Source organism: Microcoleus sp. CAWBG640, assembly GCF_020883015.1.
GTDB lineage: Bacteria > Cyanobacteriota > Cyanobacteriia > Cyanobacteriales > Microcoleaceae > Microcoleus > Microcoleus anatoxicus.
Genome location: NZ_JAHRFC010000005.1, coordinates 157,999 through 179,609, shown reverse-complemented (window position 1 = coordinate 179,609; position 21,611 = coordinate 157,999). Strand labels below are relative to the sequence as shown.

The following is a 21,611-nucleotide window of genomic DNA, read 5'->3' as shown; positions in this document are numbered from 1 at the left end:
CATTAGTTCACAACCAAGGTGCAGAGAAAGGCAGCGATCGACCGAACCATCCGTAGCAACTATTACCAAAGTAGTTCCGTGGCTGTCTCAGCAGCACCAAGTAAAAATCTAATTCACAGATAGCCAGCGATGCTTACAAGAAATGCGATCGAGTAACTAGATATACAGTTTTAAATCAGTAAACTCACTAAGGTTAGCGAAAAATCACACTTTATGCCCCAAGTCAATAGCTCCCCCAACAAACCAGCCGCGAGGGTAAACCCATGACCCAAACCGTAGAACCCAAAGCCAGCTTAAACAAATTTGAAAAACTCAAAGCCGAAAAAGACGGCTTAGCGCTCAAAGCGGAACTGGAAGACTTCGCTAAAATCGGCTGGGAAGCAATGGACGCAACAGACCGCGAGCATCGCCTGAAATGGCTAGGTATCTTCTTTCGGCCGGTCACGCCCGGAAAATTCATGATGCGACTGCGCTTACCCAATGGCATCATCACCAGCAGTCAAACCAGAACCATGGCAGAAATTGTACAACGCTACGGAGATGAAGGCAGCGCTGACATCACTACCAGACAAAACCTGCAACTACGTGGCATTCTGATCGAAGACTTGCCAGATATCTTCCACCGCCTCAAAGAAGTTGGCCTGACCAGCGTCCAGTCTGGCATGGATAATGTGCGAAATATTACAGGTTCGCCAGTAGCGGGCTTAGACGCAGACGAACTGATAGATACGCGGGAACTGGCTTATCAAGTTCAAGACATGATTACCAATTGTGGTGAAGGTAATCCCCAGTTTTCCAATTTACCGAGAAAATTTAATATTGCGATCGCCGGCTGTCGTGACAACTCAGTCCACGCTGAAATTAACGACATCGCCTTTGTCCCCGCTTATCAAGACGGCAACATCGGTTTCAATGTTTTAGTCGGGGGTTTCTTCTCCGCCAAACGCTGCGAAGCAGCCATTCCCCTCAACGCCTGGGCAAGTCCTAGCGACGTTGTAGATTTGTGCAAAGCTATATTAAGTGTGTACCGCGATCGCGGGCCCAGAGCCAATCGCCAAAAGTCCCGCCTCATGTGGCTGATTGACGAGTTGGGCATCGAACAATTCCGAGCCCAAGTAGAACAGGAATTAGGCCGTACTTTGCTTCCTGCTGCGGCCAAAGATGAAATCATCTGGGACAAACGCGATCACATCGGCATTTACGACCAAAAACAATCAGGTTTAAAGTATGTAGGTTTGCACGTTCCCGTCGGCCGACTTGCAGCAGCGGATTTATTCGACTTAGCCAGAATTGCCGACGTCTACGGCAGTGGGGAACTCAGACTCACCGTCGAAGAAAACGTGATTATTCCCAACGTTCCTGAATCGCGGATTGAATCCTTGGTTAAAGAACCGCTGCTAGAGCGTTTTTCCATCGACCCCGCACCCCTAACGCGAGCCTTGGTTTCCTGCACCGGTGCCAAGTTTTGTAACTTCGCCCTCATCGAAACCAAAAGCCGTGCGGTGGGGATGATTCGGGAACTGGAAGCCGAACTCTCAGTACCCAAACCAGTGAGAATTCACTGGACTGGTTGTCCCAATTCCTGCGGTCAACCCCAAGTAGCAGACATCGGTCTGATGGGGACAAAGGTTCGCAAGAATGGCAAAACCCTCGAAGGTGTTGACATTTATATGGGAGGTACTGTCGGCAAAGATGCTCATTTGGGTAGCTGTGTCCAAAAAAGTATTCCCTGCGAAGACCTCAAACCTGTGCTGATGCAAATTTTAGTGGATAAGTTCGGGGCGGTTCCCAAGGCATCTGGGGAAGTAGCTTCTCTCAACCGACAATTGCTATTGACGGTTGACGAGGGGGAAACAACGGTTCCCGAAGCGAAACCTCAGACATCTACTGTCATTTTCGCTCGATCGGGCAAAGAAGTTGCTTGCAGCGAAGATGAGTTCATCCTCGATGTTGCCGAAGGTGCAGGAGTCCAACTCGATAGCAGTTGCCGCTCAGGCAGTTGTGGCACTTGTAAGCAGAAACTCCTAAAAGGCGATATCGCCTACGATGGGGAACTTGACGCGCTCAGTGACATAGAACCAGGGTTCATTTTAACCTGTAGCGCGCGGGCGATCGGCAAAGTGACCATCGATGCCTGATCTCACAATGTGATATTCAAGACTATCAAATAGTATGATGTCACTGCAAAGGAAATGATTGGATTCTGTGCCAACAAAGTCAAGCAATCTCAAACCTAGATTTTTGCTTTCCCAAGCACCTAGTTCGCACAAAATCTCACACCTTTATCTCACATAATCTCAAAGTACACCAAAAATTCAAGACACATGAGCAACCTTTCTAGAAGAAAATTCATCATCACCGCCGGAGCAACAGCAGCCGGCACTCTCCTAGCCCACGGTTGCAGTTCCGGTTCCAGCACCAGCAATAGCACTGGCAGTCCCACCCCCAGCGCTTCCTCTGGCACTCCCAGCCCAGCAGTCAGCATCAACCCCGCCGACGCCCCGGAAGTTACGGCAGCAAAACTCGGATTCATTGCTCTAACTGATTCAGCACCCTTAATTATTGCCCAAGAAAAAGGCTTATTTGCCAAGTACGGCATGAAAGACGTGCAAGTTGCCAAACAAGCATCTTGGCCAGTTACACGCGACAACTTAGAACTGGGTTCTGACAAAGGCGGTATCGACGGTGCCCACATTTTATCCCCCATGCCTTACCAGATGACCTTGGGCACTATTACCAAAGGTAATCAACCAGTGCCGATGAACATTGTGGCACGGTTAAATACTAATGGTCAGGCAATTTCCATCAGCAAAAAATACCTAGATTTAAAAGTAGGTACTGACAGCAAAGCCCTCAAAACGGCTCTCGCTAATCAAAAAGTTGCTATTACCTTTCCCGGCGGCACCCACGACTTGTGGATGCGTTATTGGCTAGCAGCCGGTGGTATCAATCCAGATACAGAGGTTTCCGTGATTCCAGTTCCGCCACCCCAAATGGTAGCTAACATGAAATCCGGCAGCATGGAAGCCTTTTGTGTAGGCGAACCTTGGAATGCTCAGCTAGTTGCTCAAAAGGTCGGATACACTGCTTTAGTCACCGGAGAACTTTGGAAAGACCATCCCGAAAAATGTTTAGCTTTAAGAGCAGATTGGGTGACTAAAAATCCGAAAGCTGCTAAAGCAATTACCATGGCTGTCTTGGAAGCTCAACAGTGGTGCGACAAGCCTGAAAATAAAGACGAAATGTGTCAAATCATTTCCCAAGATAAGTGGTTGAAAGTGCCAGTTGCAGACATTATCGGTCGCGCCAAAGGTCAAATCGATTACGGTACCGGTCGCGTTGAACCAGCCAGCACCTTAGCCATGAAATTCTGGGCTGACAATGCTTCCTATCCCTACAAGAGTCACGATGCTTGGTTCATTACCGAAAATATTCGCTGGGGTTATATGCCGGCAAATACCGACATCAAAGCAACGGTTGATAAAGTTAACCGCGAGGATATTTGGAAAGCAGCGGCGACAGCAATTGGTGTTCCCGCAGCTCAAATTCCCGCTACCACTTCTCGCGGTGTGGAAACCTTCTTTGATGGCGTGAAATTTGACCCAGATAAGCCCGAAGAATATTTGAAGGCTCTGGTAATCAAGAAGGCATAATTAGCGCACAGTTGACAAGTGGACTGTAGATTGTTAGCCAATTCTTGAATTGAGTGGAGTTGGGTTTCCCAACTCCACCGCCAACAGCTCCCACGGTTTAGATTTCAAAGCATCTACAAATAATCGATTATTCACTATAATCCAAACAGAAAAATGGCAACAAATCTCTCTGTTTCTAAGAGCAAAAATCCTGTAGATTTCATTCTGAATCAAGTTCAGAAAAATCGCAAAAAAATTATCCGTCCCCTAGTGGCGATCGCAGTTCTGCTCATAGTTTGGCAAATTCTCTGTCACGATGCCTCATCGTCGTTACCAGGCCCGATCAAAGCCGTCCAAGAAAGCTGGAATTTGATTATCAATCCTTTCTTCGACAACGGTGGCACAGACAAAGGCTTATTTTGGCAACTTGCAGCCAGCTTGCAACGGGTGGCGATCGGCTTTACTTTAGCAGCAGTGCTCGGCATTGGTTTAGGAATCCTCATCGGCACAAACTCCCTCATGTTCGATGCCTTAGACCCGCTGTTTCAAGTATTCAGAACCATCCCGCCCCTGGCTTGGCTGCCGATCGCCCTGGCAGTATTTCAACAGTTCAATCCCTTTGAAGTCATTGGGATGAAAGCCAACGAAGTTTCAGCGCTTTTCGTAATTTTAATTACAGCAATTTGGCCGATTTTAATTAACACTACCGTAGGGGTTCAACAAATCCCCCAAGACTACAGAAACGTCGCCCGCGTGTTGCGTTTGCCTAACAAAAAATACTTCTGGAAAATCTTGCTTCCCTCTTCAGTTCCTTACATCTTCACTGGCTTGAGAATCGGTATTGGTTTGTCTTGGCTGGCGATTGTAGCTGCGGAAATGTTAGTCGGCGGCGTTGGCATCGGGTTCTTCATCTGGGATGCTTACAACAGTTCTAGACTCAGCGCGGTGATTCTGGCTGTGCTTTATGTGGGAATTGTCGGTTTGATTCTAGACAGAATTGTCGGTTTCATCGCCTCCAAAGTTGTTCCTGAAGAACAGAAATAGAATTTGGGAATGGGGAATGGGGAATGGGGAATGGGGAATGGTTGCAAACTAAAAACTGCCAAAAATTAGTTGTAAATTAATTCCCAATGCCCAATTACCAATTAGCTATTACCAATTAGCTATTACCAAATAACAATTAATAATTAGCATCTGCTCTGTAAAAATTACCCTAAAAAAATCATGTCAGTATTTGTTGAAGTAGACCACGTAGACCGCGTATTTAACTTACCCAATGGTGAGCAATATATTGCGCTCAAAAACATTGAACTAAAAATTAAAAAAGGAGAATTTATCTCCTTGATCGGACACTCCGGTTGTGGTAAATCGACACTGTTAAATATCATCGCTGGACTGGATCAAGCAAGTCAGGGCGGGATTACTCTAGAAGGCCGCGAAGTCCGCGAGCCTGGCCCCGATCGCATGGTAGTGTTTCAAAACTACTCCCTGCTACCTTGGCTGACAGTCCGCGAAAATATTGCTCTAGCCGTGGATGAAATCTATAGAGATATCTCTAAAGAAGACCGAGATTTAATTATCGAACACCACATCGCCTTAGTCGGACTGCGACACGCCGCCCACAAACGTCCAAGTGAAATTTCTGGGGGGATGAAACAACGAGTGGCGATCGGCCGCGCCCTCGCGATCCGCCCCAAATTGCTGTTGCTAGACGAACCCTTCGGCGCATTGGATGCTTTAACTCGTGGCGGTTTGCAAGACCAGTTGATGAAAATTTGCGAAGAAAGTAAAGTAACTGGGGTCATGGTAACGCACGACGTTGACGAGGCCTTGCTGCTGAGCGATCGCATCGTGATGCTAACCAACGGGCCCGAAGCGCAAATCGGGCAAATCCTCGAAGTCAACATCCCCCGCCCCCGCAAGCGTATGGAAGTAGTCAACCACCCCAGTTACTACGCCCTGCGTGGCGAAATGGTTTACTTCCTCAACCAACAAAAACGAGTCAAACAGCGTCGCGCAGCCCAACAAAAATCAGCACAACAACAATCCCCAGCGGTAGTTGTGTCCCGCAACGGCTTGGAAAAAGTCAACCTCGATATCGGCTTTATTCCCCTCACCGACTGCGCCCCCTTAGTAGTAGCCAAAGAAAAAGGATTCTTCAAAGCCCACGGTTTGGAAGAAGTCACCCTCGTGCGGGAACCTAGCTGGAAAGAAATCGCTAAAGGAGTCGCCCAAGGACGCCTAGACGCGGCCCAAATGGTGGCAGGAATGCCGATCGCCATGCTGCTAGGCTTAGACGGCGAAATGCCAGTCCCCGTCTGTAGCGCCTTAACCTTGTCCCGCAACGGCAATGCCATCGTCCTAGGCAAACACCTTTACAATCAAGGCATTCGGACCTTGGAAGATTTGAAAGCCGCGATCGACAGTACCCCCGATAAAGCTCACACCTTGGGCATGGTACACCCCGCCTCGATGCACAATCTGCTGTTCCGTTACTGGCTGGCCGCTGGGGGCATTGACCCCGACGTTGATGTCGCCTTAACCGTGATTCCGCCCCCACAGATGGTAGCCAATTTAAAAGCAGGCAACATCGACGGTTATTGTTCAGGAGACCCCTGGAACTCCCGTGCAGTCAACGACGGTACAGGTTTTGTCATCGCCCGTTCCTTGGATATTATGCCTGGACACATCGAAAAAGTCCTGGGTGTTCGCGAAGATTGGGCTCAGAAATATCCGCAAACTCACGTCGCCCTCGTCAAAGCCCTTTTGGAAGCCTGCGACTACTGCGACGATCGCCGCAACCGCCAAGAAATCTTAGAATTGATTTGCCAAGAACAATATATCGGTGCTGACCCCAAAGATGTGCGTCCGGGCTTCCTCGACCCTTACAATAACGGTACGACGACCAAACCGGAAATGGTTTACAACTTCAATCAGTTCTACGTTGACAAAACCAATTTTCCCGATCGCCTGGAAATGCTCTGGGTGACGGCGCAAATGGCCAGGTGGGGCATGATTCCATTCCCGAAAAACTGGGTGGAAGTAGTCGATCGAGTTTTGCGCCCGGATGTGTTTGGTCAAGCAGTCAGAGAATTAGGTTTGCCAGATGTCGGTCGCGATCGTCGTAGCATTGAACTATTTGATGGTAGTGTCTTTAATCTAGACGACCCGATCGAGTATCTAGAAAACGTCAAAATCAAGCGTAACGTCCGCATTGAAGAAATCTTAATTGAACCCGTAGGCAGTCAGTGTTCAATCAAACTGCCTGTCGCATAATCAGGAAGTCAGTAGTCAGTAGTCAGTAGTCAGTAGTCAGTAGTCAGTAGTCAGTAGTCAGTAGTCATTAGTCAGTAGTCATTAGTCAGTAGTCAGTAGTCATTAGTCAGTAGTCATTTGTTATTTGTTGCCGATGCTATAAAGGCCCGATGCCCATTCCAATTCTTCAACTTAAAACTCTTGCACTATTTTCATCCCATTTCCTATGCCTAATCCAGAAAACCCTAACCCCCATTCTGAAAATATGCAAACTCTCCCAAATCAAAAAACAACTAAAGCTAGCAACGACAAAACCTCGACACCATTTTTGTCGATTAAAGACGTATCAAAAGTCTACCAAACTCCCAAAGGCCCTGCCGTAATTCTCGACGGTGTAGACCTCCAGATTAATGAAGGTGAATTTATTTGCTTGATCGGTCACTCCGGCTGTGGCAAATCTACTTTACTCAACATGATCGCCGGATTCAACGGGCCGACAGAAGGAGAGATTACACTCGAAGGTGCGCGGATTACTGAACCTGGACCCGATCGCATGGTAGTGTTTCAAAACTACTCGCTGCTACCTTGGCTGACTGCTACTGAAAACATCCACCTCGGCGTTGAAACTGTTTACGCCGAAAAGTCCCCAGAGGAACACAATGCGATCGTTCAGCAACACCTAGAATTGGTGGGACTTACCGAAGCTAGCAACAAAAGACCAGGCCAGTTGTCTGGGGGGATGAAACAAAGAGTTGCGATCGCCCGCGCCCTAGCAACTCGCCCCAAACTGTTGATTTTAGACGAACCCTTCGGAGCTCTAGACCCGATTACGCGGGAAGAGTTGCAAGAAGAATTGCTCAAAATTTGGCGGGAGTACAAAATTACCGTCATCATGATTACCCACGATATCGATGAAGCTTTGTTTTTGGCCGATCGCATCGTGATGATGACCAACGGTCCAGCCGCTAAAATCGGGGAAGATATGCACATTCCCTTCAGCCGTCCCCGCAACCGCACGCGGATCATGGAAGATCCGAAATACTACGAACTGCGGAACTTTGCTTTAGAGTTCTTGTTCTCCCGCTACGCCCACACAGAAGGCGAGGAAGAAACCGAAACCGCCCTCCCACCCTTGCCCGAATCAGCCCTCAGACCCGCCGCTGTTCCGCAGGAAAAGTCGAGAACCAAGTTGGCGCCCGCAGAATTTGTACCTCACGCTTCGGAGCCCTCAGAAGCATCACGAATCAAAGGCGCTGTACTAGGAGTGTCTTGGCTATTCGCGATGAGTATTTTAGCTGCGGTCAATATGTCTCATGTTGGTAGTCAGCAAAAACAAAAATTAGCAGAAACTGCACCGACTGCGCCGGCGGCTGCGGTAATTAGTTCTCCTCCCACTCCGGCTGCACCAATTGCTGCGACAACCGCACCGAGTGCTGCTGCTACCACCGCGCCGAGTCCTGCTGCTACCACTGCACCGAGTGCTGCTGCTACCACTGCACCGAGTGCTGCTGCTACCACTGCACCGAGTGCTGCTGCGACAACCGCACCAATTGCTGCTACGACAACCGCGCCTAGTGCTGCTGCGACCACTGCGCCCAGTCCTGTTGCGACTACTGCACCAATTGCTGCTACGACAACCGCGCCTAGTGCTGCTGCGACCACTGCGCCCAGTCCTGTTGCAACCACTGCACCGAGTGCTGCTGGGACTACTGCACCGAGTGCTGTTGCGACCACTGCACCGAGTGCTGCTGCTACCACCGCACCGAGTGCTGTTGCGACCACTGCACCGAGTGCTGTTGCGACTACTGCACCGAGTGCTGCTGCTACCACCGCACCTAGTGCTGCTAAGACCACTGCGCCGAGTGCTGCTGCTACCACCAGCCCTACCTCACAGATTGCGGACAAAGCGCAACTCGATGCGATCGGACAGCAGTTATATGCACAAATTGACCAAAATTGGAGCACAACTCCCACCTTTACTGAAAGTTTGACTTATCGAGTCAAAGTGAAGCAAAACGGGGACATAGTGCAGTTCGAGCCTACAAATAAAGCAGCTAAAGATTTCGTCAAAGAAACTCCTCTGCCCGTTTTGCAAATTCCGGCCGGTGCCCCAGCAGGTGCTGAAAAAACTGCTGAATTTCAAGTAACTTTTAGCCCCAGTAATGGTGGTAAATTAGAAGTTAAAACTGGCAAATAGCTAATTGGTAAGATATACCGGGTTTTTTGCAAAAATTCGGTTTATCAATTACCTATTAGCTTAAAAAAACAAGCATCTATAAATTAGCAGATGGAAACTATCAAAACTCTTTGCCCTTACTGCGGTGTAGGTTGTGGTCTAGAAGTTGTTCCCGACAAAAACCAAGGTTGGAAAGTCCGGGGCGATCGCAACCACCCATCCAGTCAGGGCATGGTTTGTGTCAAGGGAGCAACGGTAGCAGAGTCAATTCGCACCGATCGACTACTTTATCCGATGATGCGAGATACTCTCGATCGACCGTTCCGCCGCGCTAGCTGGGACGAAGCACTAGATGCGATCGTCAACCGCATCCAAACAATTCGCAGCACTACCGGCACCGATGGTATCTGCGTTTATGGTTCCGGTCAATTCATCACAGAAGATTATTATGTGGCCCAGAAATTGGTTAAAGGTTGTCTGGGAACTAATAATTTTGATGCCAATTCTCGTCTGTGTATGTCTTCAGCAGTGTCTGGATACGTGCAAAGTTTTGGTGCTGACGGGCCGCCTTGCTGTTACGACGATTTAGAATTAACAGATTGCGCTTTTATTATTGGTAGCAATACCGCAGAATGCCATCCAATTGTTTTCAATCGCTTAGCAAAATACCATAAAAAAAATCCCCATGTCAAGATGATTGTGGTAGATCCGAGGCGGACTCCGACGGCGGAAGCAGCGGATTTGCACTTGGCAATCAAACCAGGTACTGATATAGACTTACTCAATGGAATTGCCTATTTACTGTTGCAAAGCGACAGCATAGATCCAAAATTTATTCAAGAATCCACAGTTCATTTCGAGCAGTTTGTGCAAGTTGTCAACACCTATACGCCGGAATTCGTAGCCTCGCGCTGTGGCATTTCTGTGGGAGACTTGGAAACCGCGGCTAAGTATTGGCAACAGTCCCAGCGGGTTTTGTCTCTGTGGTCTATGGGCATTAACCAGTCCTCTGAAGGCACGGCAAAGGTGCGATCGCTAATTAATTTGCACTTGATGACCGGTCAAATCGGCAAACCGGGATGCGGCCCGTTTTCCCTCACAGGCCAGCCAAACGCCATGGGAGGGCGGGAAGCAGGGGGACTTTCTCACCTATTACCGGGATATCGAACTGTGAAAAATGCCCAACACAGAACCCAAGTAGAGCAATTGTGGGGTCTGACACCCGGAAGTATTTCGCCCAATCCAGGCCGCACTGCTTGGGAGATGATTTTGGGTTTGGAAACCGGCCAAGTAGAGATGTTGTGGATTGCAGCTACCAATCCGGTAGTGAGTATGCCGGATTTGGAACGGACAAAAGCGGCTTTATTGCGATCGCCCTTTACAGTTTATCAAGAAGCTTACTATCCCACCGAAACCTCCGCCTACGCTCACATCCTCTTACCGGCAACTCAGTGGAGTGAAAAAACGGGAGTGATGACCAATTCCGAACGTCGCGTTAGTCTTTGTATCGGTTTCGACACACCTTTAGGGGAAGCCCGCGACGACTGGAGTATTTTCGCTGAGGTGGGACGCAGGTTGGGTTTTGCCGAACAGTTTGCTTTCAATAACAGTGGTGATGTTTACCAAGAGTTCGTACAGTTAACGCGGGGCCAGCCCTGCGACGTCACAGGCCTCAGTCACGAATACTTGCACCAAGAAGGCCCTCAGCAGTGGCCTTGTCGGGAAAATGAACCCAAGCATTCAGCCAAAGAAGCTAAGCGGCTTTACACTGATGCACGTTTCCCAACTCCCGACCAGCGGGCGAGATTTTCAGCTTATCATTCCCGTGGACTGGCTGAACCTCCAGACCCCAATTATCCTTTTGTGTTAACCACGGGCAGAGTTTATGGACACTGGCACACCATGACGCGCACTGGTAGAACCGACAAAATTAATCAATTGCACCCGGAACCCTTTTTGGAAATTCATCCCCGCGATGCTGCTAATTTGAAGATTAAGGAAGGGGATTTGTTGGAAGTTCGATCGCGCCGTGGTAAAGGAGTGTTTCCCGCAAAAGTGACTAAGGCGATCGCCCCTGGTACTCTATTTGTACCAATGCACTGGGGTTCTCTGTGGGCCCAAGGCGCCGAAGCCAACGCCATGACTCATGCTGAAAGTTGTCCTGATTCTAAACAACCGGAGTTAAAAGCTTGTGCAGTCCAGTTGGTGAGGGTTGGGGCGGAAATTGAAGCGGAAGTAGGTGAGTTTAATTGGACCCAATCTCCCATTCCAGTCAGTTCTCGATCGCGGAGTTAATTTTTTCAGCTCAATTTTTTCCGCTTTACACCTTTAAGTCCGATCGAAGCAACCAGGTTTTCGATCGGCCTGACTCTAATTTATAGGCACAAAAATTTGCTGTTTAAACCCACAACGTTGAGTCAGAAACCCTATTTATTCATAGCTTTTGCCTCAGTTCTGTTTGCTTTTTTATTGGTTGTGTTTGATTGATTTTTGGTGGTTTTTGGTGGTTTTTGGTTTTGCCTTTCGATCGACTATCACCAAATAATTGCAGTATGGAGCGATAGGTGCTATGATCTATTCATAAGGCTTATTTTCGGCAGTATAGTTCGTTCGATCGGCGTTCCTCCGGATTTAATTCTCTACACCCTCTAATTCTGGAGAATGTTTAATGTCAATTTATGTCGGCAATTTATCCTACGAAGTTACGCAGGAGCACCTCAACCAAACTTTCGGAGAATACGGCACTGTTAAGCGCGTTCAGTTACCTGCCGATCGGGAAACAGGTCGGATGCGCGGCTTTGCTTTCGTAGAAATGTCCACAGAAGCCGAAGAAACAGCAGCTATTGAAGCCCTTGACGGTGCTGAATGGATGGGTCGTGACCTTAAGGTCAACAAGGCAAAACCCCGCGAAGAACGTGGTGGTTCTAATGCCGGTGGTAACTGGGGCGGCGGCAACAATCGCTCTTCTCGTCGCTACTAAAGCATCCAAGCTAAATTTTTAGCTTCCTTGCTTGTCCCTAGGCTGGCCGCGAGTTAGGAGTCAATAATCCTTCTCTATTGACGAAAGAAAACTGTCTCCGCGATCGCACCCAGTCTTCAAATCCTCAAAATATTGTCGTTTAGCAATAGTTTGAGGATTTTTTATGGCAAAAATTCATCAAGCAACCCCAGACACAGGGGATTGCCAAGAACAGCAGACAATGACATTATCAATAATAAATCATCATTAAGTCACGGGTATGCTGAAAAAAATACTGAGGCAACTTTCTAAATTCGGCAGCGATGAACAATTTCTGCACTTTACTGAAAATGTAGAAGTAGTCGTATCGAAAGTTTTATCTCTGGCGATGATTATGGTAATTATCATCAGCGTTTGTGATTTGCTAATTTATGTAGCAAAAGAATTAATCAATGACCCCCAGACTTTGTTAAAAGACACGCTATTTGTCATCTTTGGGTTATTTTTAAATGTTTTAATCGCGCTAGAAATCTTAGAAAATATTACAGCTTACCTGAAAAAGCACGTCATTCAAGTAGAATTAGTCATTGTCACTTCTTTAATCGCCGTCTCTCGTAAAATAATTATTCTCGATTTAGAAAAGAAAACTGCCGCCGACTTAATCGGTTTAGCTACAGCAATTTTCGCTCTTTCCATTAGTTATTTGATAGTCCGATACACGAATAAAGGAAATAATTAATATTCCGGGAATTAGGTCTAGGGAACTTTAAACCTTATTCCTTATTCCTTATTCCTTATTCCTTATTCCTTAAATCCGTTATATCAAATCCTCTCTTCATCTGAATTATTCATCTATGTATTCTCTCTCTGTGTCCTCTGTGTTCTCTGCGGTTAAATCATTCCGATGCAACGGTCAACAATATTACAAAATCCGTCACTTAACTTTCTGATTCCTTAAATTTCATCCAACAAACCAGAAGGAGGAACAATTTCAATTCGACCTTTTTCTAAATCAACAATTGGAACTATCTCTTTCACAAAAGGAATCAAAACCTTTTTTGTTTGGAGTGGTTTAACACGAGGAATTTTACGTTTTTTGCGACGACTATCTTTGTGTTCAACCTGTACAGACACAGTTTCTGCTACTTCCGATTCTGCCGCCTTTATCGCCTCAGTGGGATTTAATTCAACTTCCAAAAGGTCATTTCCGGCGGGAATAATATCACTGACTTTCCCCAACAGTTCTCCGGTTAATTGATTGAAAACCTCCATCCCAAACAAATCTTGCACATAAAACTCATCTGGTTCTAGGTAAGGTCTCGATCCTTTTTGCACAAAAAGTTTGCAGCCCCGCAGCGCCTCAGCAGCATCCCGGTCTTCCACCCCAGCCACCTCTACAGCATACAATCCTTTGCCCGGAATGTAGCGACCGCCCAAAAATTCGATCGCTTCTGGTTCTGTTTTATTAGGAAACAACAGCCACCGCTTTCCCGGTTCGACAAACCTTTCCGGGAAATCAGAATCGGGATATACTCGCACTTCCCCGTATAAACCTTGAGCTGCTACAATTGTACCGATTTCTATCCACTCAGACATAGATTATTTGTGATGTGTTATTTGTTAGTAGTTATTTGTGATTGTTGGTTAGCCAACGGACAACTGCCAACTGCCAACTTTAAACCAATCCAGTTCTAAGCGCCACAACTGCTGCTTGCACCCGATCGTCTACAGCCAACTTATTCATAATACCACGAACATGAGTTTTAATAGTATTTGGACTCAAATAAAGCGCCGCAGCAATTTCAGGATTAGTATTACCTTCCACCATCAACCTTAACACCTCCAATTCCCGCTGCGACAATTGACCAAAAGTAGTTGTAGACACAGGCGCTGGAGGTTTAAGATGTTCAATCACAGTGCGAGCGATTTGAGGATCGAGGTATGTAGCCCCCTCTGCCGCGGCCGCGATGGCTGCTAACAACCTATCCACAGAAGCACCTTTAATACAATAAGCATCAGCACCGCTAGAAAGAGATGCAATAATTTCAGTTTCTGCCATATGGGAAGTCAACATCACTACTCGAACATCGGGTAATTGCGCTTTAATTTGTTGCGTCGCCGCTATCCCATCCAGCCGTGGCAAACCGATATCCATGACAATAATATCAGGTTTGAGTTTCAGTGCGGCTGCTACTCCTAAATAGCCGTCTTCTGCTTGTCCTACTATTTCTATATCTGGGGCATCCGCTAAAACTTGCTCTAGCCCCAGTTGCATCATCGGATCGTCTTCAATAATTAAAATTTTCATAGTTAAATAACTAATGACTAACTTTTAAAACATCAACAAATTCCCCTGCTAAAACCCAGGTTTCCGTTGGTGGCAAAACTGCCAAACCAGTCGTATTTGCCAAGTTAATTAAATTCGCTGAATTTTGGCTGCCACTGGCTGGTTCAAATTCCCATACTCCGGCCACTAAATACAATTTACCCCAAACATAGGTCTCCCGCTGACCTTGCGATCGCAATTCAACATGACATCGAGCCCGCACCAACTCCGGCCCCCAAGCATCCGCGCCCATTCCAGCAATCTTTCTCAAAGCAGGTACCACAAACCGCCAACAACATACTAACGCTGAAACCGGATTTCCCGGCAAACCAAAATAAAGACAATCAGAACTCATCATCGCCGAATCCGATTTGTTTTCATCTCCTTTAAACTTAGCAACAGTTAAAGGTTTACCAGGTTTAATCGCTACAGCACGAATGTAAATTTCTCCTCCCAAATTCGCCAATATTTTCTCAACATAATCATATTCTCCCACCGAAACTCCACCAGTAGAAAGCACTACATCGGCTGTTAAAATAGCTTTACTGATTGCCTTTGCTAGTTCCTGCTGATTATCGGCAACTATCCCCAATCTTATCACTTCACATCCCATTTGCGTCAACAAAACGGTTAAAGCATACTGGTTTGAGTCTACCAGTTTTCCTGGTGACAAAGGTTGGTCTGGTGATACCAATTCGTCCCCAGTAGAAAAAACAGCCACCCGCACTCGCCGATACATCGGCACTTGAATACACTGTGCAGTTGCTAACACTGCCATTTCCGAAGCATTGATAACAGTACCTGGATTTAATAAAGGAGTTCCTGCTTGATAAAAAGCGCCTTTGTGGCGGACAAAAGCTTGAGGTTTACCAGGGGCAACCAGGATTAAAATGCGATCGCCCTCACGCCTAGTTTCCTCCTGCATTACCACCGTATCAGCACCTGCGGGCATCATCCCACCCGTAAAAATCCGCGCCGCTTGTCCCGGTTGTACAGCATATTGAGGCTGATATCCCGCCGGAATCTCTTCAACTATCTCAAGGGCGACAGGTTTGTCACTGTTGCAATTTTCCACATCAGCAAACCGCACCGCATAGCCATCCATTGCCGAATTATCCCAATAGGGAAAATCCAGGGAACTTGTGACAGTTGCGGCCAAAACTCGCCCCGATGCAGCCAGCAAGTCTACAGTTTCTACATCCCGCTGATTGTCAAGGGGTTGGGCTAAATTTAGTACGATCGCTTCTGCTTCTTTCACTGACAGCATCACTGTCTCCTGGTTTTGATAACACTCTCATTAGTTTAGCAAAAAAACGACCTAGTGGAGTGATATAATTTTTTTGTACTTCGACGGTCAAATCGCAGTTTTCTGTAAAGTGCTTATGACTATCTCTCGCTCTGTTGTCAAACTAAACTGTTTATCATTATTGCTGGTTGTAGGGCTGATAATTATCACTCAATATTCGGGTTTTAAAGTCAGCGATTTATTCTTTAACCCTTATTTTTCCCCCAATCCAAATGTCGCATTACTAACTCGGACATTCCAGATTTTATGCGCAGTGCCAGTCATTGTTTGTACTTTCACCTATGGATTAGCAAAAAGTAGCCACCCCCGCAATTTAGGAAATAAATTTATTTTATTTTCTGCCTTGTTAACTGGTGGATTTTTGCTAAATGAAATTTACCGAATCCATATATATATGATAGGGGTAGGGATTCCCAAACTGGGAGTATGTCTTCTGTATGCTATTGTTTTGTCTTCCTATGGATGGTTTTTTCAGCGAGAACTTCAGTTGACTCCCTACAAAATATTGTTAGTTGGTTTGGGATTGTTGTTTTTGGCGATCGGGATTGATACTCTCAAATTAAAAAACCAGATACTTGCCAGTTTACTAGAAGGAGTTCCTAAATTGTTTAGTGAAATCAACATTGCCTTTTATTATTGGTATGTCTGTAAGTGTTTACTGCAAAAAACTGCTCTATCAATCGACTGAAAACAAAGTATAATCATGTGATACAATAGAATAGGTAAGGACAAAAAGTCAACTCAAAACCTTTTTACCAGATTAATATTTACAGTATCTGCATCGTCATTCATCTGCGTCCCAAAAAATCCAACGCATCCCTATAAAATACCATGATAGCAGCCACCATCAACTTTAATGCGATCGCCCAAATCACCGATGACCAATTTTATCAACTGTGTCGCCAAAACCCCGATGTCAAATTTGAACGCAACGCCCAAGGAGAAATAATCGTCATGTCACCGACTGGAGGAGAAACCGGAAGTTACAATTTTGAAATAGCAACGGATTTTGGAATTTGGAACCGACAAACCAAACTGGGAATTTGTTTCGATTCTTCAACTTGCTTCAAATTACCAAGCGGTGCAAATCGTTCTCCCGATGTCTCTTGGATTAAACAAGAAAGATGGGACGCACTAACTGCCGAAGAAAAACAAAAATTTCCTCCGATAGCCCCAGATTTTGTCTTGGAATTAATGTCACCGACAGACAGTCTCAAACAAACCCAAGACAAAATGCAAGAATACATGAATAATAGAGTAAAATTAGGCTGGTTAATTAACCGCAAAACCCGCAGAGTCGAAATCTACCGTCAAGGACAAGCAGTAGAAATACTGGAATCTCCCGCAGAACTATCAGGAGAGGATGTTCTGCCCGGTTTCGTGCTAAACTTGCAGCTAGTGTGGCAATAACCATAAATCTGGCATCTATAATAGACCTCTCCCATAATTAATTGTTGTGGAACAGGCATCCTGCCTGTTATTGACTATCTTTTTGGGATATATCTAGTGAGTCGTGAAACTCTATTCTCTTTCCGTTCTTCGCGTTCTTCGCGTCTTCGCGGTTCGTTTAAAACTTTTTTTTCACAACTCCTGCAAGACTGGCTGTATCAGCATTTATTTGCATTCATCTGCGTTAAAAAAATCCAATGGAAACTAAAGACACAAATTCCCTAACAGCGGAACAATACAAGCAGAAAATGCGCCGCCGCCAAGAAGTCCAATCTGAGCGCATCGCTAATTCATCAAAAGAAAAAGGTTTAATTATAGTCAATACTGGTAACGGGAAAGGGAAAACTACCGCTGCTTTGGGTATGGTAGTGCGATCGCTCGGTCACGGATATCGCGTCGCCATAGTACAATTTATCAAGGGAGCCTGGGAACCAGCAGAAAAAGCCGTGTTTGAAATGTGGGAAAATCAGCTAGAATTTCATGCCATGGGAGAAGGCTTTACCTGGGATACGCAAGACAGGGACAGAGATATCGAAACAGCTCAAAAAGCCTGGAATAAAGCTCTAACTTTTATCTGCAATCCCGAATTCCGATTAGTCCTCCTAGATGAAGTTAATATAGCATTAAAGCTGGGTTATTTGCAAATAGAACAAGTATTAGCAGGATTAGAACAAAAACCCGAAAATACTCATGTTATTTTGACAGGTAGAGGTGCGCCTTCTGCACTCATTGAATGTGCGGATTTAGTGACAGAAATGAGTTTAGTTAAGCATCCATTTCGAGAACAAGGAATTAAAGCTCAGGCAGGTATTGAGTATTAATCAATGTGGGATAAATTCTGCTATCTCCACTCGATTTATAACCCAGCGGATAACATTACAGTAAAAGTTGAACCCTTACCAAGCTCACTCTGCACCGTAATTTCTCCCCCCAGCATCTGAGCATATTTCTGGCCTATGGCTAAACCCAAACCAGTACCTCCGTACTTGCGGGTAGTCGAAGTATCAGCTTGAGTAAAAGGTTGAAATAACTTCTTTACCTGTTGGGCATTCATCCCAATCCCAGTATCGATACACTTAAAAATTAAACAGTCATAATCCCATGGATTTTCTGCGTTTTTAATTCTTTCCACCCTGAGTGTCACTGTCCCATTCTGCGTAAACTTAGCTGCATTACTAAGTAAATTTAATAAAATTTGAATAAGTTTAGTTCGGTCAGAGTTGATGACACCTATATTGACTTCAAATTCTATGTTTAAGCGATTTTTGTTCTTCAAAAATAAAGGCTCAATAGTTGTTTTTACTTGTTGAATAGCAGCCGACAAGTCAAAAGTTTCTAAAACAAGTTCCATGCGCCCTGCTTCAATTTTTGATAAATCCAGAATATCATTGATTAATCCTAATAAATGATTCCCTGCACTGTGAATTTTTTCCAAATCTATCACAAAATCATCTTCCCCCAATTCCAAGGCATCTTCTTGTAGAATTTCACTGTAGCCAATAATTGCATTTAGAGGAGTTCGCAGTTCGTGGCTCATATTAGCCAAAAACTGACTCTTAGCCAAATTAGCTGCTTCTGCGGCTTCCTTCGCCTGATAAAGTTCTGTCTCAGCTTGCAAGCGCTCCGTAACGTCCTGAGCTAACACTAACTCAGCTTTCCTGTTGTCAAATACTAACTCGTAAGAATTAATTTCTACATCAATAATCTCACCATTTTTCTTTTGGTGTTGACCGACGCTTATCGAAGTTATTTCCCCATCTACTAGAGGTAGATTTTCGAGAAATTTAGGTGAATTTTCAGGAGCCATAATTTCCACAACTGTCATGGTGAGAAACTCCTCGCGAGTGTAACCGTAGTGTTCAATAGCCGCCTGATTGACAGCTATAAATTCAAGAGTTTTTAAATCGTAAACCCACATCGGATGGGGATTTTTTTTAAATAAAAGTCGGTAGCGTTCTTCCGATGCTCGCAGTTCGGCTTCAGCCTGTTTGCGTTCGGTAATGTCGCGGACAACGGTGCAAATAATCTCCCGGCCACCGTAGGAAATCACACTCCCGCTTACTTCTACATCCACGCAGGAACCGTCTCGGCGACGGTAGAGAACTTCGCCAATTCGGAATTGTTTGTCCGCTAGTAGGAACTCAATATTGGTGTCAATCAGCTCTTTCGAGTAGGCCACTATATCGTAAATAGTCAGTTGCGAAATCACATCGGGGCTGTAATCTAGCAATTTTCTAAATGCTGTATTCGCTTCCAAAAGGCGTTGGGTTTTAGCATCCCACAGGAAAATACAGTCTGTAGCCTGCTCGACTACGGCTCGATACCGTGCTTTTTCCTCTATTTGCTCGTTTTCAGCGGTGGCGATCGCGCTGAGCATTCCATTGATATTATAAGCAAGGTCGGACAACTCATCTTCACCAACCACCGGTAGTCGCAGCGACAAATCTTGGCTAGCACTGACGCGATTCACTCCTTTCCCCAAATCGCTCAGCCGAGAAAGCACCAGATACTCCAACAGCAGGAGAGTGCAGCCGATAAAACCGATTCCCGCCAACCCTACAGACACCAGAAGATATAGCAGACTTTTTTGACCTTGGCGATAGGTTTCTCTGGGGATGTCCACCCGTAATATCAGCGCGGGTTGGTTGTAAATATCATGGACTAAAGCGTAACCCGCGATCGAGTCTTCGTTCACAGCACGCACAAAAATCGATTTTTTTCCCGAAAATTTCGCCCGCGCTTTTTGGAAGTCAGCAGGCAAGTCCGGCTCATTAATACTGTGTACAATCAACGGTAGGCGAGTTATTTTAGAAAGCTTCGCAATGCCAACAGCGTCCAAATTTCGCCCAAACAGCAGGGTCCCTCGAATCGGTCCTGTGCTTTTAGTAGTAACAATTGGTCGGGAACTAATCAGCATTGGCCCGGAAGGCACCAACATGACACCAGCTAGGCTGCTGTCGGCGTTGGGGTGCTGCAACAATGGGTCTTTTAGAGAAATGTGCTGTTTTAATGTCTCTGGAACAGGTCTTAGTTGCAGCTTTTTGGTGTCTAAACCAGTACCGTAGACAATCTTGCCAGAAGTATTGACAAATATGGCAATATTAACTCTCAAATTAGCCAACCCTTCTGGTACTAGATTTGAGGCAATGAATTCTTTGTTGCGATTTTGGATGAAAACATAGGTATCATCCCACGCTGACCAGTCTGCAAAGCGGGAGTTGAAGTCATCTGCGGTTTGACTGAAGACATTGAGCACTCCTTGGACAACCTGAGTGGCTTCTTGTTCTTCGGCTTTGACTAAGCTGCGCAACAGGATGGTTGAGGATGTGGCGTACAGAACACCAGTCAATCCAGCAATGGTAATCCCAACTATAGATAGTGTCTTCCGACGCAGTTTCATGTTGCCGAGTATAGTTTGTCGGTCTGAAAGTTTCAACTTAGGAGCAACTTTACCGCAGTTAGTTGAACTATGACTGCTGGTTTGCCCAAGTTTGACTTGTTAAGCAGTATACAGTTTAAATATTGTGACTTCAGGTATTCCCATGAGAGCGATTATATCGATCGAGAAAGCCGTTTTTAGGAAAAATCAGGAATTTGACCAGGAAGCATCCAGGAATTAACGGGGTTTGTCAGCATTTTTGAGAGAACCAACTTTCCGCTGACTCAGATGGTAATGCCGGGGCTACTTTCCCCACACTTCGTCCTGGTGAGCTCTCTTGCAAATGCCCAAGATTCGCCGATCGTTGTCACTGACGGTGGAAATGTGGTGATACTGTTGCAGGTTTACCGAGTAGGGAGAGCGACTCCCATCGTAGGTATCTACTACTGTTAAATTTAACTGATTTACCTCTATACTGCCGTAAAAACAGTAAAAAGCAGAGCGAGGTAGGTAAAAAGCGCCGACTAACTTGCCCTGACGCACTTCAAATACAAAATACTCTTGTTTAATTTGTTCTGGCTCAGCAGACTGACCGTAGAGGTAAATACTCTGTGTGGCGTCTATCCTAGCTGCATCGGGCGTTGAATTTGGGACAGTTCGATCGCCCACAACGGGTTTTAACTCCCTCTCCTGTGCCCCATCTGGAGTTGACTGGCCTACTAGGAGTTGCGCAGCAGGGAATGGGTGGCTGAAGTTACTGGGGGAAAAGGCAAGGGCGATCGCCCATAGTTGTAGACTGACACTGTAGCAGAATGCCGAAGGCAAAAGTCGATTTGAAAATGCAATAAAATTAATGATTTCAGGAAGTAAAAATGTCTTAATTACCGACAAGGTGGCTATAAGTATCACATTTAAAATAAGTGCAAGATTTGGGTTGACAAATTTGGCGATATAAGTAGAAGGAAGAAGGAAGAAGGAAGAAGTCATATCGTTTCCGGCTGCATCGGAATGATTTAACCTTACTAGAACGCAGAGAACACAGAGGGAGATAAGAGAGATGAATACAGGACGATGTTACCGGATTTGATATCACCCCCCCCTACCCCCCCCAAGGGGGGATGGGGGAAAT

The 21,611-nt window shown here is 45.8% G+C and carries 16 protein-coding genes and 1 pseudogene; 12 read left to right on the top strand and 5 right to left on the bottom strand.

The window, feature by feature from the left end; genetic code table 11:
• Nucleotides 1–263 precede the first annotated feature (263 nt).
• The 9 genes and pseudogenes from AAFP11_RS04825 to AAFP11_RS04785 form a co-directional block, all read left to right on the top strand.
• A pseudogene (locus tag AAFP11_RS04825) lies at nucleotides 264–1,793 on the top strand (ferredoxin--nitrite reductase); the annotation flags it as partial.
• On the top strand, nucleotides 1,767–2,138 hold the full coding sequence (locus AAFP11_RS04820; protein ID WP_341735997.1) for a 2Fe-2S iron-sulfur cluster-binding protein: 372 nt from the start codon (nucleotides 1,767–1,769) through the stop codon (nucleotides 2,136–2,138). The pseudogene AAFP11_RS04825 and the gene AAFP11_RS04820, both read left to right, overlap by 27 nt.
• Nucleotides 2,139–2,324: 186 nt before the next feature.
• Nucleotides 2,325–3,653 carry a CmpA/NrtA family ABC transporter substrate-binding protein gene (locus tag AAFP11_RS04815; RefSeq protein WP_341735991.1) on the top strand — a complete coding sequence of 443 codons (1,329 nt, stop codon included), beginning with the start codon at nucleotides 2,325–2,327 and terminating at the stop codon, nucleotides 3,651–3,653.
• 153 nt (nucleotides 3,654–3,806) lie between these two features.
• Nucleotides 3,807–4,676, top strand: coding sequence for a nitrate ABC transporter permease (gene ntrB / locus AAFP11_RS04810; protein WP_341735990.1), 870 nt, complete (start codon nucleotides 3,807–3,809; stop codon nucleotides 4,674–4,676).
• A gap of 180 nt (nucleotides 4,677–4,856) precedes the next feature.
• Entirely contained in the window at nucleotides 4,857–6,908 is a 2,052-nt protein-coding gene (locus AAFP11_RS04805; RefSeq protein WP_341735989.1) for a nitrate ABC transporter ATP-binding protein, read from the top strand.
• Between the two features lie 205 nt (nucleotides 6,909–7,113).
• Nucleotides 7,114–9,084 (top strand): nitrate ABC transporter ATP-binding protein, encoded by a 1,971-nt coding sequence (locus AAFP11_RS04800; RefSeq protein WP_341735988.1) that lies wholly within the window; start codon nucleotides 7,114–7,116, stop codon nucleotides 9,082–9,084.
• Between the two features lie 90 nt (nucleotides 9,085–9,174).
• Complete coding sequence (locus AAFP11_RS04795) at nucleotides 9,175–11,358, top strand: nitrate reductase (RefSeq protein WP_341735987.1); 2,184 nt, start codon at nucleotides 9,175–9,177, stop codon at nucleotides 11,356–11,358.
• Between the two features lie 373 nt (nucleotides 11,359–11,731).
• The gene (locus AAFP11_RS04790; protein ID WP_341735986.1) at nucleotides 11,732–12,043 is read left to right on the top strand and encodes an RNA-binding protein; all 312 of its coding nucleotides are present in this window, start codon (nucleotides 11,732–11,734) and stop codon (nucleotides 12,041–12,043) included.
• 259 nt (nucleotides 12,044–12,302) lie between these two features.
• Entirely contained in the window at nucleotides 12,303–12,761 is a 459-nt protein-coding gene (locus tag AAFP11_RS04785; RefSeq protein WP_341735985.1) for a phosphate-starvation-inducible PsiE family protein, read from the top strand.
• Nucleotides 12,762–12,976: 215 nt separating this feature from the next.
• On the opposite strand, the gene rimM is transcribed toward AAFP11_RS04785, so the two are convergent.
• The 3 genes from rimM to glp all read right to left on the bottom strand — a co-directional run bounded on the left by rimM (nucleotide 12,977) and on the right by glp (nucleotide 15,615).
• Nucleotides 12,977–13,618: a ribosome maturation factor RimM gene (gene rimM, locus AAFP11_RS04780; RefSeq protein ID WP_341735984.1), complete on the bottom strand. Its 642-nt coding sequence runs from the start codon at nucleotides 13,616–13,618 to the stop codon at nucleotides 12,977–12,979.
• Between the two features lie 79 nt (nucleotides 13,619–13,697).
• Nucleotides 13,698–14,330 carry a response regulator transcription factor gene (locus AAFP11_RS04775; protein WP_341735983.1) on the bottom strand — a complete coding sequence of 211 codons (633 nt, stop codon included), beginning with the start codon at nucleotides 14,328–14,330 and terminating at the stop codon, nucleotides 13,698–13,700.
• Between the two features lie 10 nt (nucleotides 14,331–14,340).
• A complete protein-coding gene (gene glp / locus AAFP11_RS04770; RefSeq protein WP_341735982.1) occupies nucleotides 14,341–15,615 on the bottom strand; it encodes a gephyrin-like molybdotransferase Glp in 1,275 nt (424 codons plus the stop codon).
• A gap of 292 nt (nucleotides 15,616–15,907) precedes the next feature.
• Here glp and AAFP11_RS04765 point away from each other — a divergent pair, with 292 nt between their 5' ends.
• The 3 genes from AAFP11_RS04765 to cobO all read left to right on the top strand — a co-directional run bounded on the left by AAFP11_RS04765 (nucleotide 15,908) and on the right by cobO (nucleotide 17,924).
• Entirely contained in the window at nucleotides 15,908–16,342 is a 435-nt protein-coding gene (locus AAFP11_RS04765) for a hypothetical protein (RefSeq protein ID WP_341735981.1), read from the top strand.
• Nucleotides 16,343–16,485: 143 nt separating this feature from the next.
• Nucleotides 16,486–17,064 carry a Uma2 family endonuclease gene (locus AAFP11_RS04760; RefSeq protein ID WP_341735980.1) on the top strand — a complete coding sequence of 193 codons (579 nt, stop codon included), beginning with the start codon at nucleotides 16,486–16,488 and terminating at the stop codon, nucleotides 17,062–17,064.
• 236 nt (nucleotides 17,065–17,300) lie between these two features.
• Complete coding sequence (gene cobO, locus AAFP11_RS04755) at nucleotides 17,301–17,924, top strand: cob(I)yrinic acid a,c-diamide adenosyltransferase (RefSeq protein ID WP_341735979.1); 624 nt, start codon at nucleotides 17,301–17,303, stop codon at nucleotides 17,922–17,924.
• A gap of 35 nt (nucleotides 17,925–17,959) precedes the next feature.
• Here the strand turns inward: cobO and AAFP11_RS04750 are convergent, their stop codons facing one another.
• Nucleotides 17,960–20,539 carry a CHASE4 domain-containing protein gene (locus tag AAFP11_RS04750; protein WP_341735978.1) on the bottom strand — a complete coding sequence of 860 codons (2,580 nt, stop codon included), beginning with the start codon at nucleotides 20,537–20,539 and terminating at the stop codon, nucleotides 17,960–17,962.
• Nucleotides 20,540–20,785: 246 nt separating this feature from the next.
• A complete protein-coding gene (locus tag AAFP11_RS04745; protein WP_341735977.1) occupies nucleotides 20,786–21,469 on the bottom strand; it encodes a hypothetical protein in 684 nt (227 codons plus the stop codon).
• Nucleotides 21,470–21,611 lie beyond the last annotated feature (142 nt).

Excerpts from the sequence above, each read along its gene's own strand:
- AAFP11_RS04815 (WP_341735991.1), top strand. The coding sequence starts at position 2,325 with ATGAGCAACCTTTCTAGAAGAAAATTCATCATCACCGCCGGAGCAACA.
- ntrB (WP_341735990.1), top strand. The coding sequence starts at position 3,807 with ATGGCAACAAATCTCTCTGTTTCTAAGAGCAAAAATCCTGTAGATTTC.
- AAFP11_RS04805 (WP_341735989.1), top strand. The coding sequence starts at position 4,857 with ATGTCAGTATTTGTTGAAGTAGACCACGTAGACCGCGTATTTAACTTA.
- AAFP11_RS04800 (WP_341735988.1), top strand. The coding sequence starts at position 7,114 with ATGCCTAATCCAGAAAACCCTAACCCCCATTCTGAAAATATGCAAACT.
- AAFP11_RS04795 (WP_341735987.1), top strand. The coding sequence starts at position 9,175 with ATGGAAACTATCAAAACTCTTTGCCCTTACTGCGGTGTAGGTTGTGGT.
- AAFP11_RS04790 (WP_341735986.1), top strand. The coding sequence starts at position 11,732 with ATGTCAATTTATGTCGGCAATTTATCCTACGAAGTTACGCAGGAGCAC.
- AAFP11_RS04785 (WP_341735985.1), top strand. The coding sequence starts at position 12,303 with ATGCTGAAAAAAATACTGAGGCAACTTTCTAAATTCGGCAGCGATGAA.
- rimM (WP_341735984.1), bottom strand. The coding sequence starts at position 13,618 with ATGTCTGAGTGGATAGAAATCGGTACAATTGTAGCAGCTCAAGGTTTA.
- AAFP11_RS04775 (WP_341735983.1), bottom strand. The coding sequence starts at position 14,330 with ATGAAAATTTTAATTATTGAAGACGATCCGATGATGCAACTGGGGCTA.
- glp (WP_341735982.1), bottom strand. The coding sequence starts at position 15,615 with ATGCTGTCAGTGAAAGAAGCAGAAGCGATCGTACTAAATTTAGCCCAA.
- AAFP11_RS04760 (WP_341735980.1), top strand. The coding sequence starts at position 16,486 with ATGATAGCAGCCACCATCAACTTTAATGCGATCGCCCAAATCACCGAT.
- cobO (WP_341735979.1), top strand. The coding sequence starts at position 17,301 with ATGGAAACTAAAGACACAAATTCCCTAACAGCGGAACAATACAAGCAG.
- AAFP11_RS04745 (WP_341735977.1), bottom strand. The coding sequence starts at position 21,469 with ATGACTTCTTCCTTCTTCCTTCTTCCTTCTACTTATATCGCCAAATTT.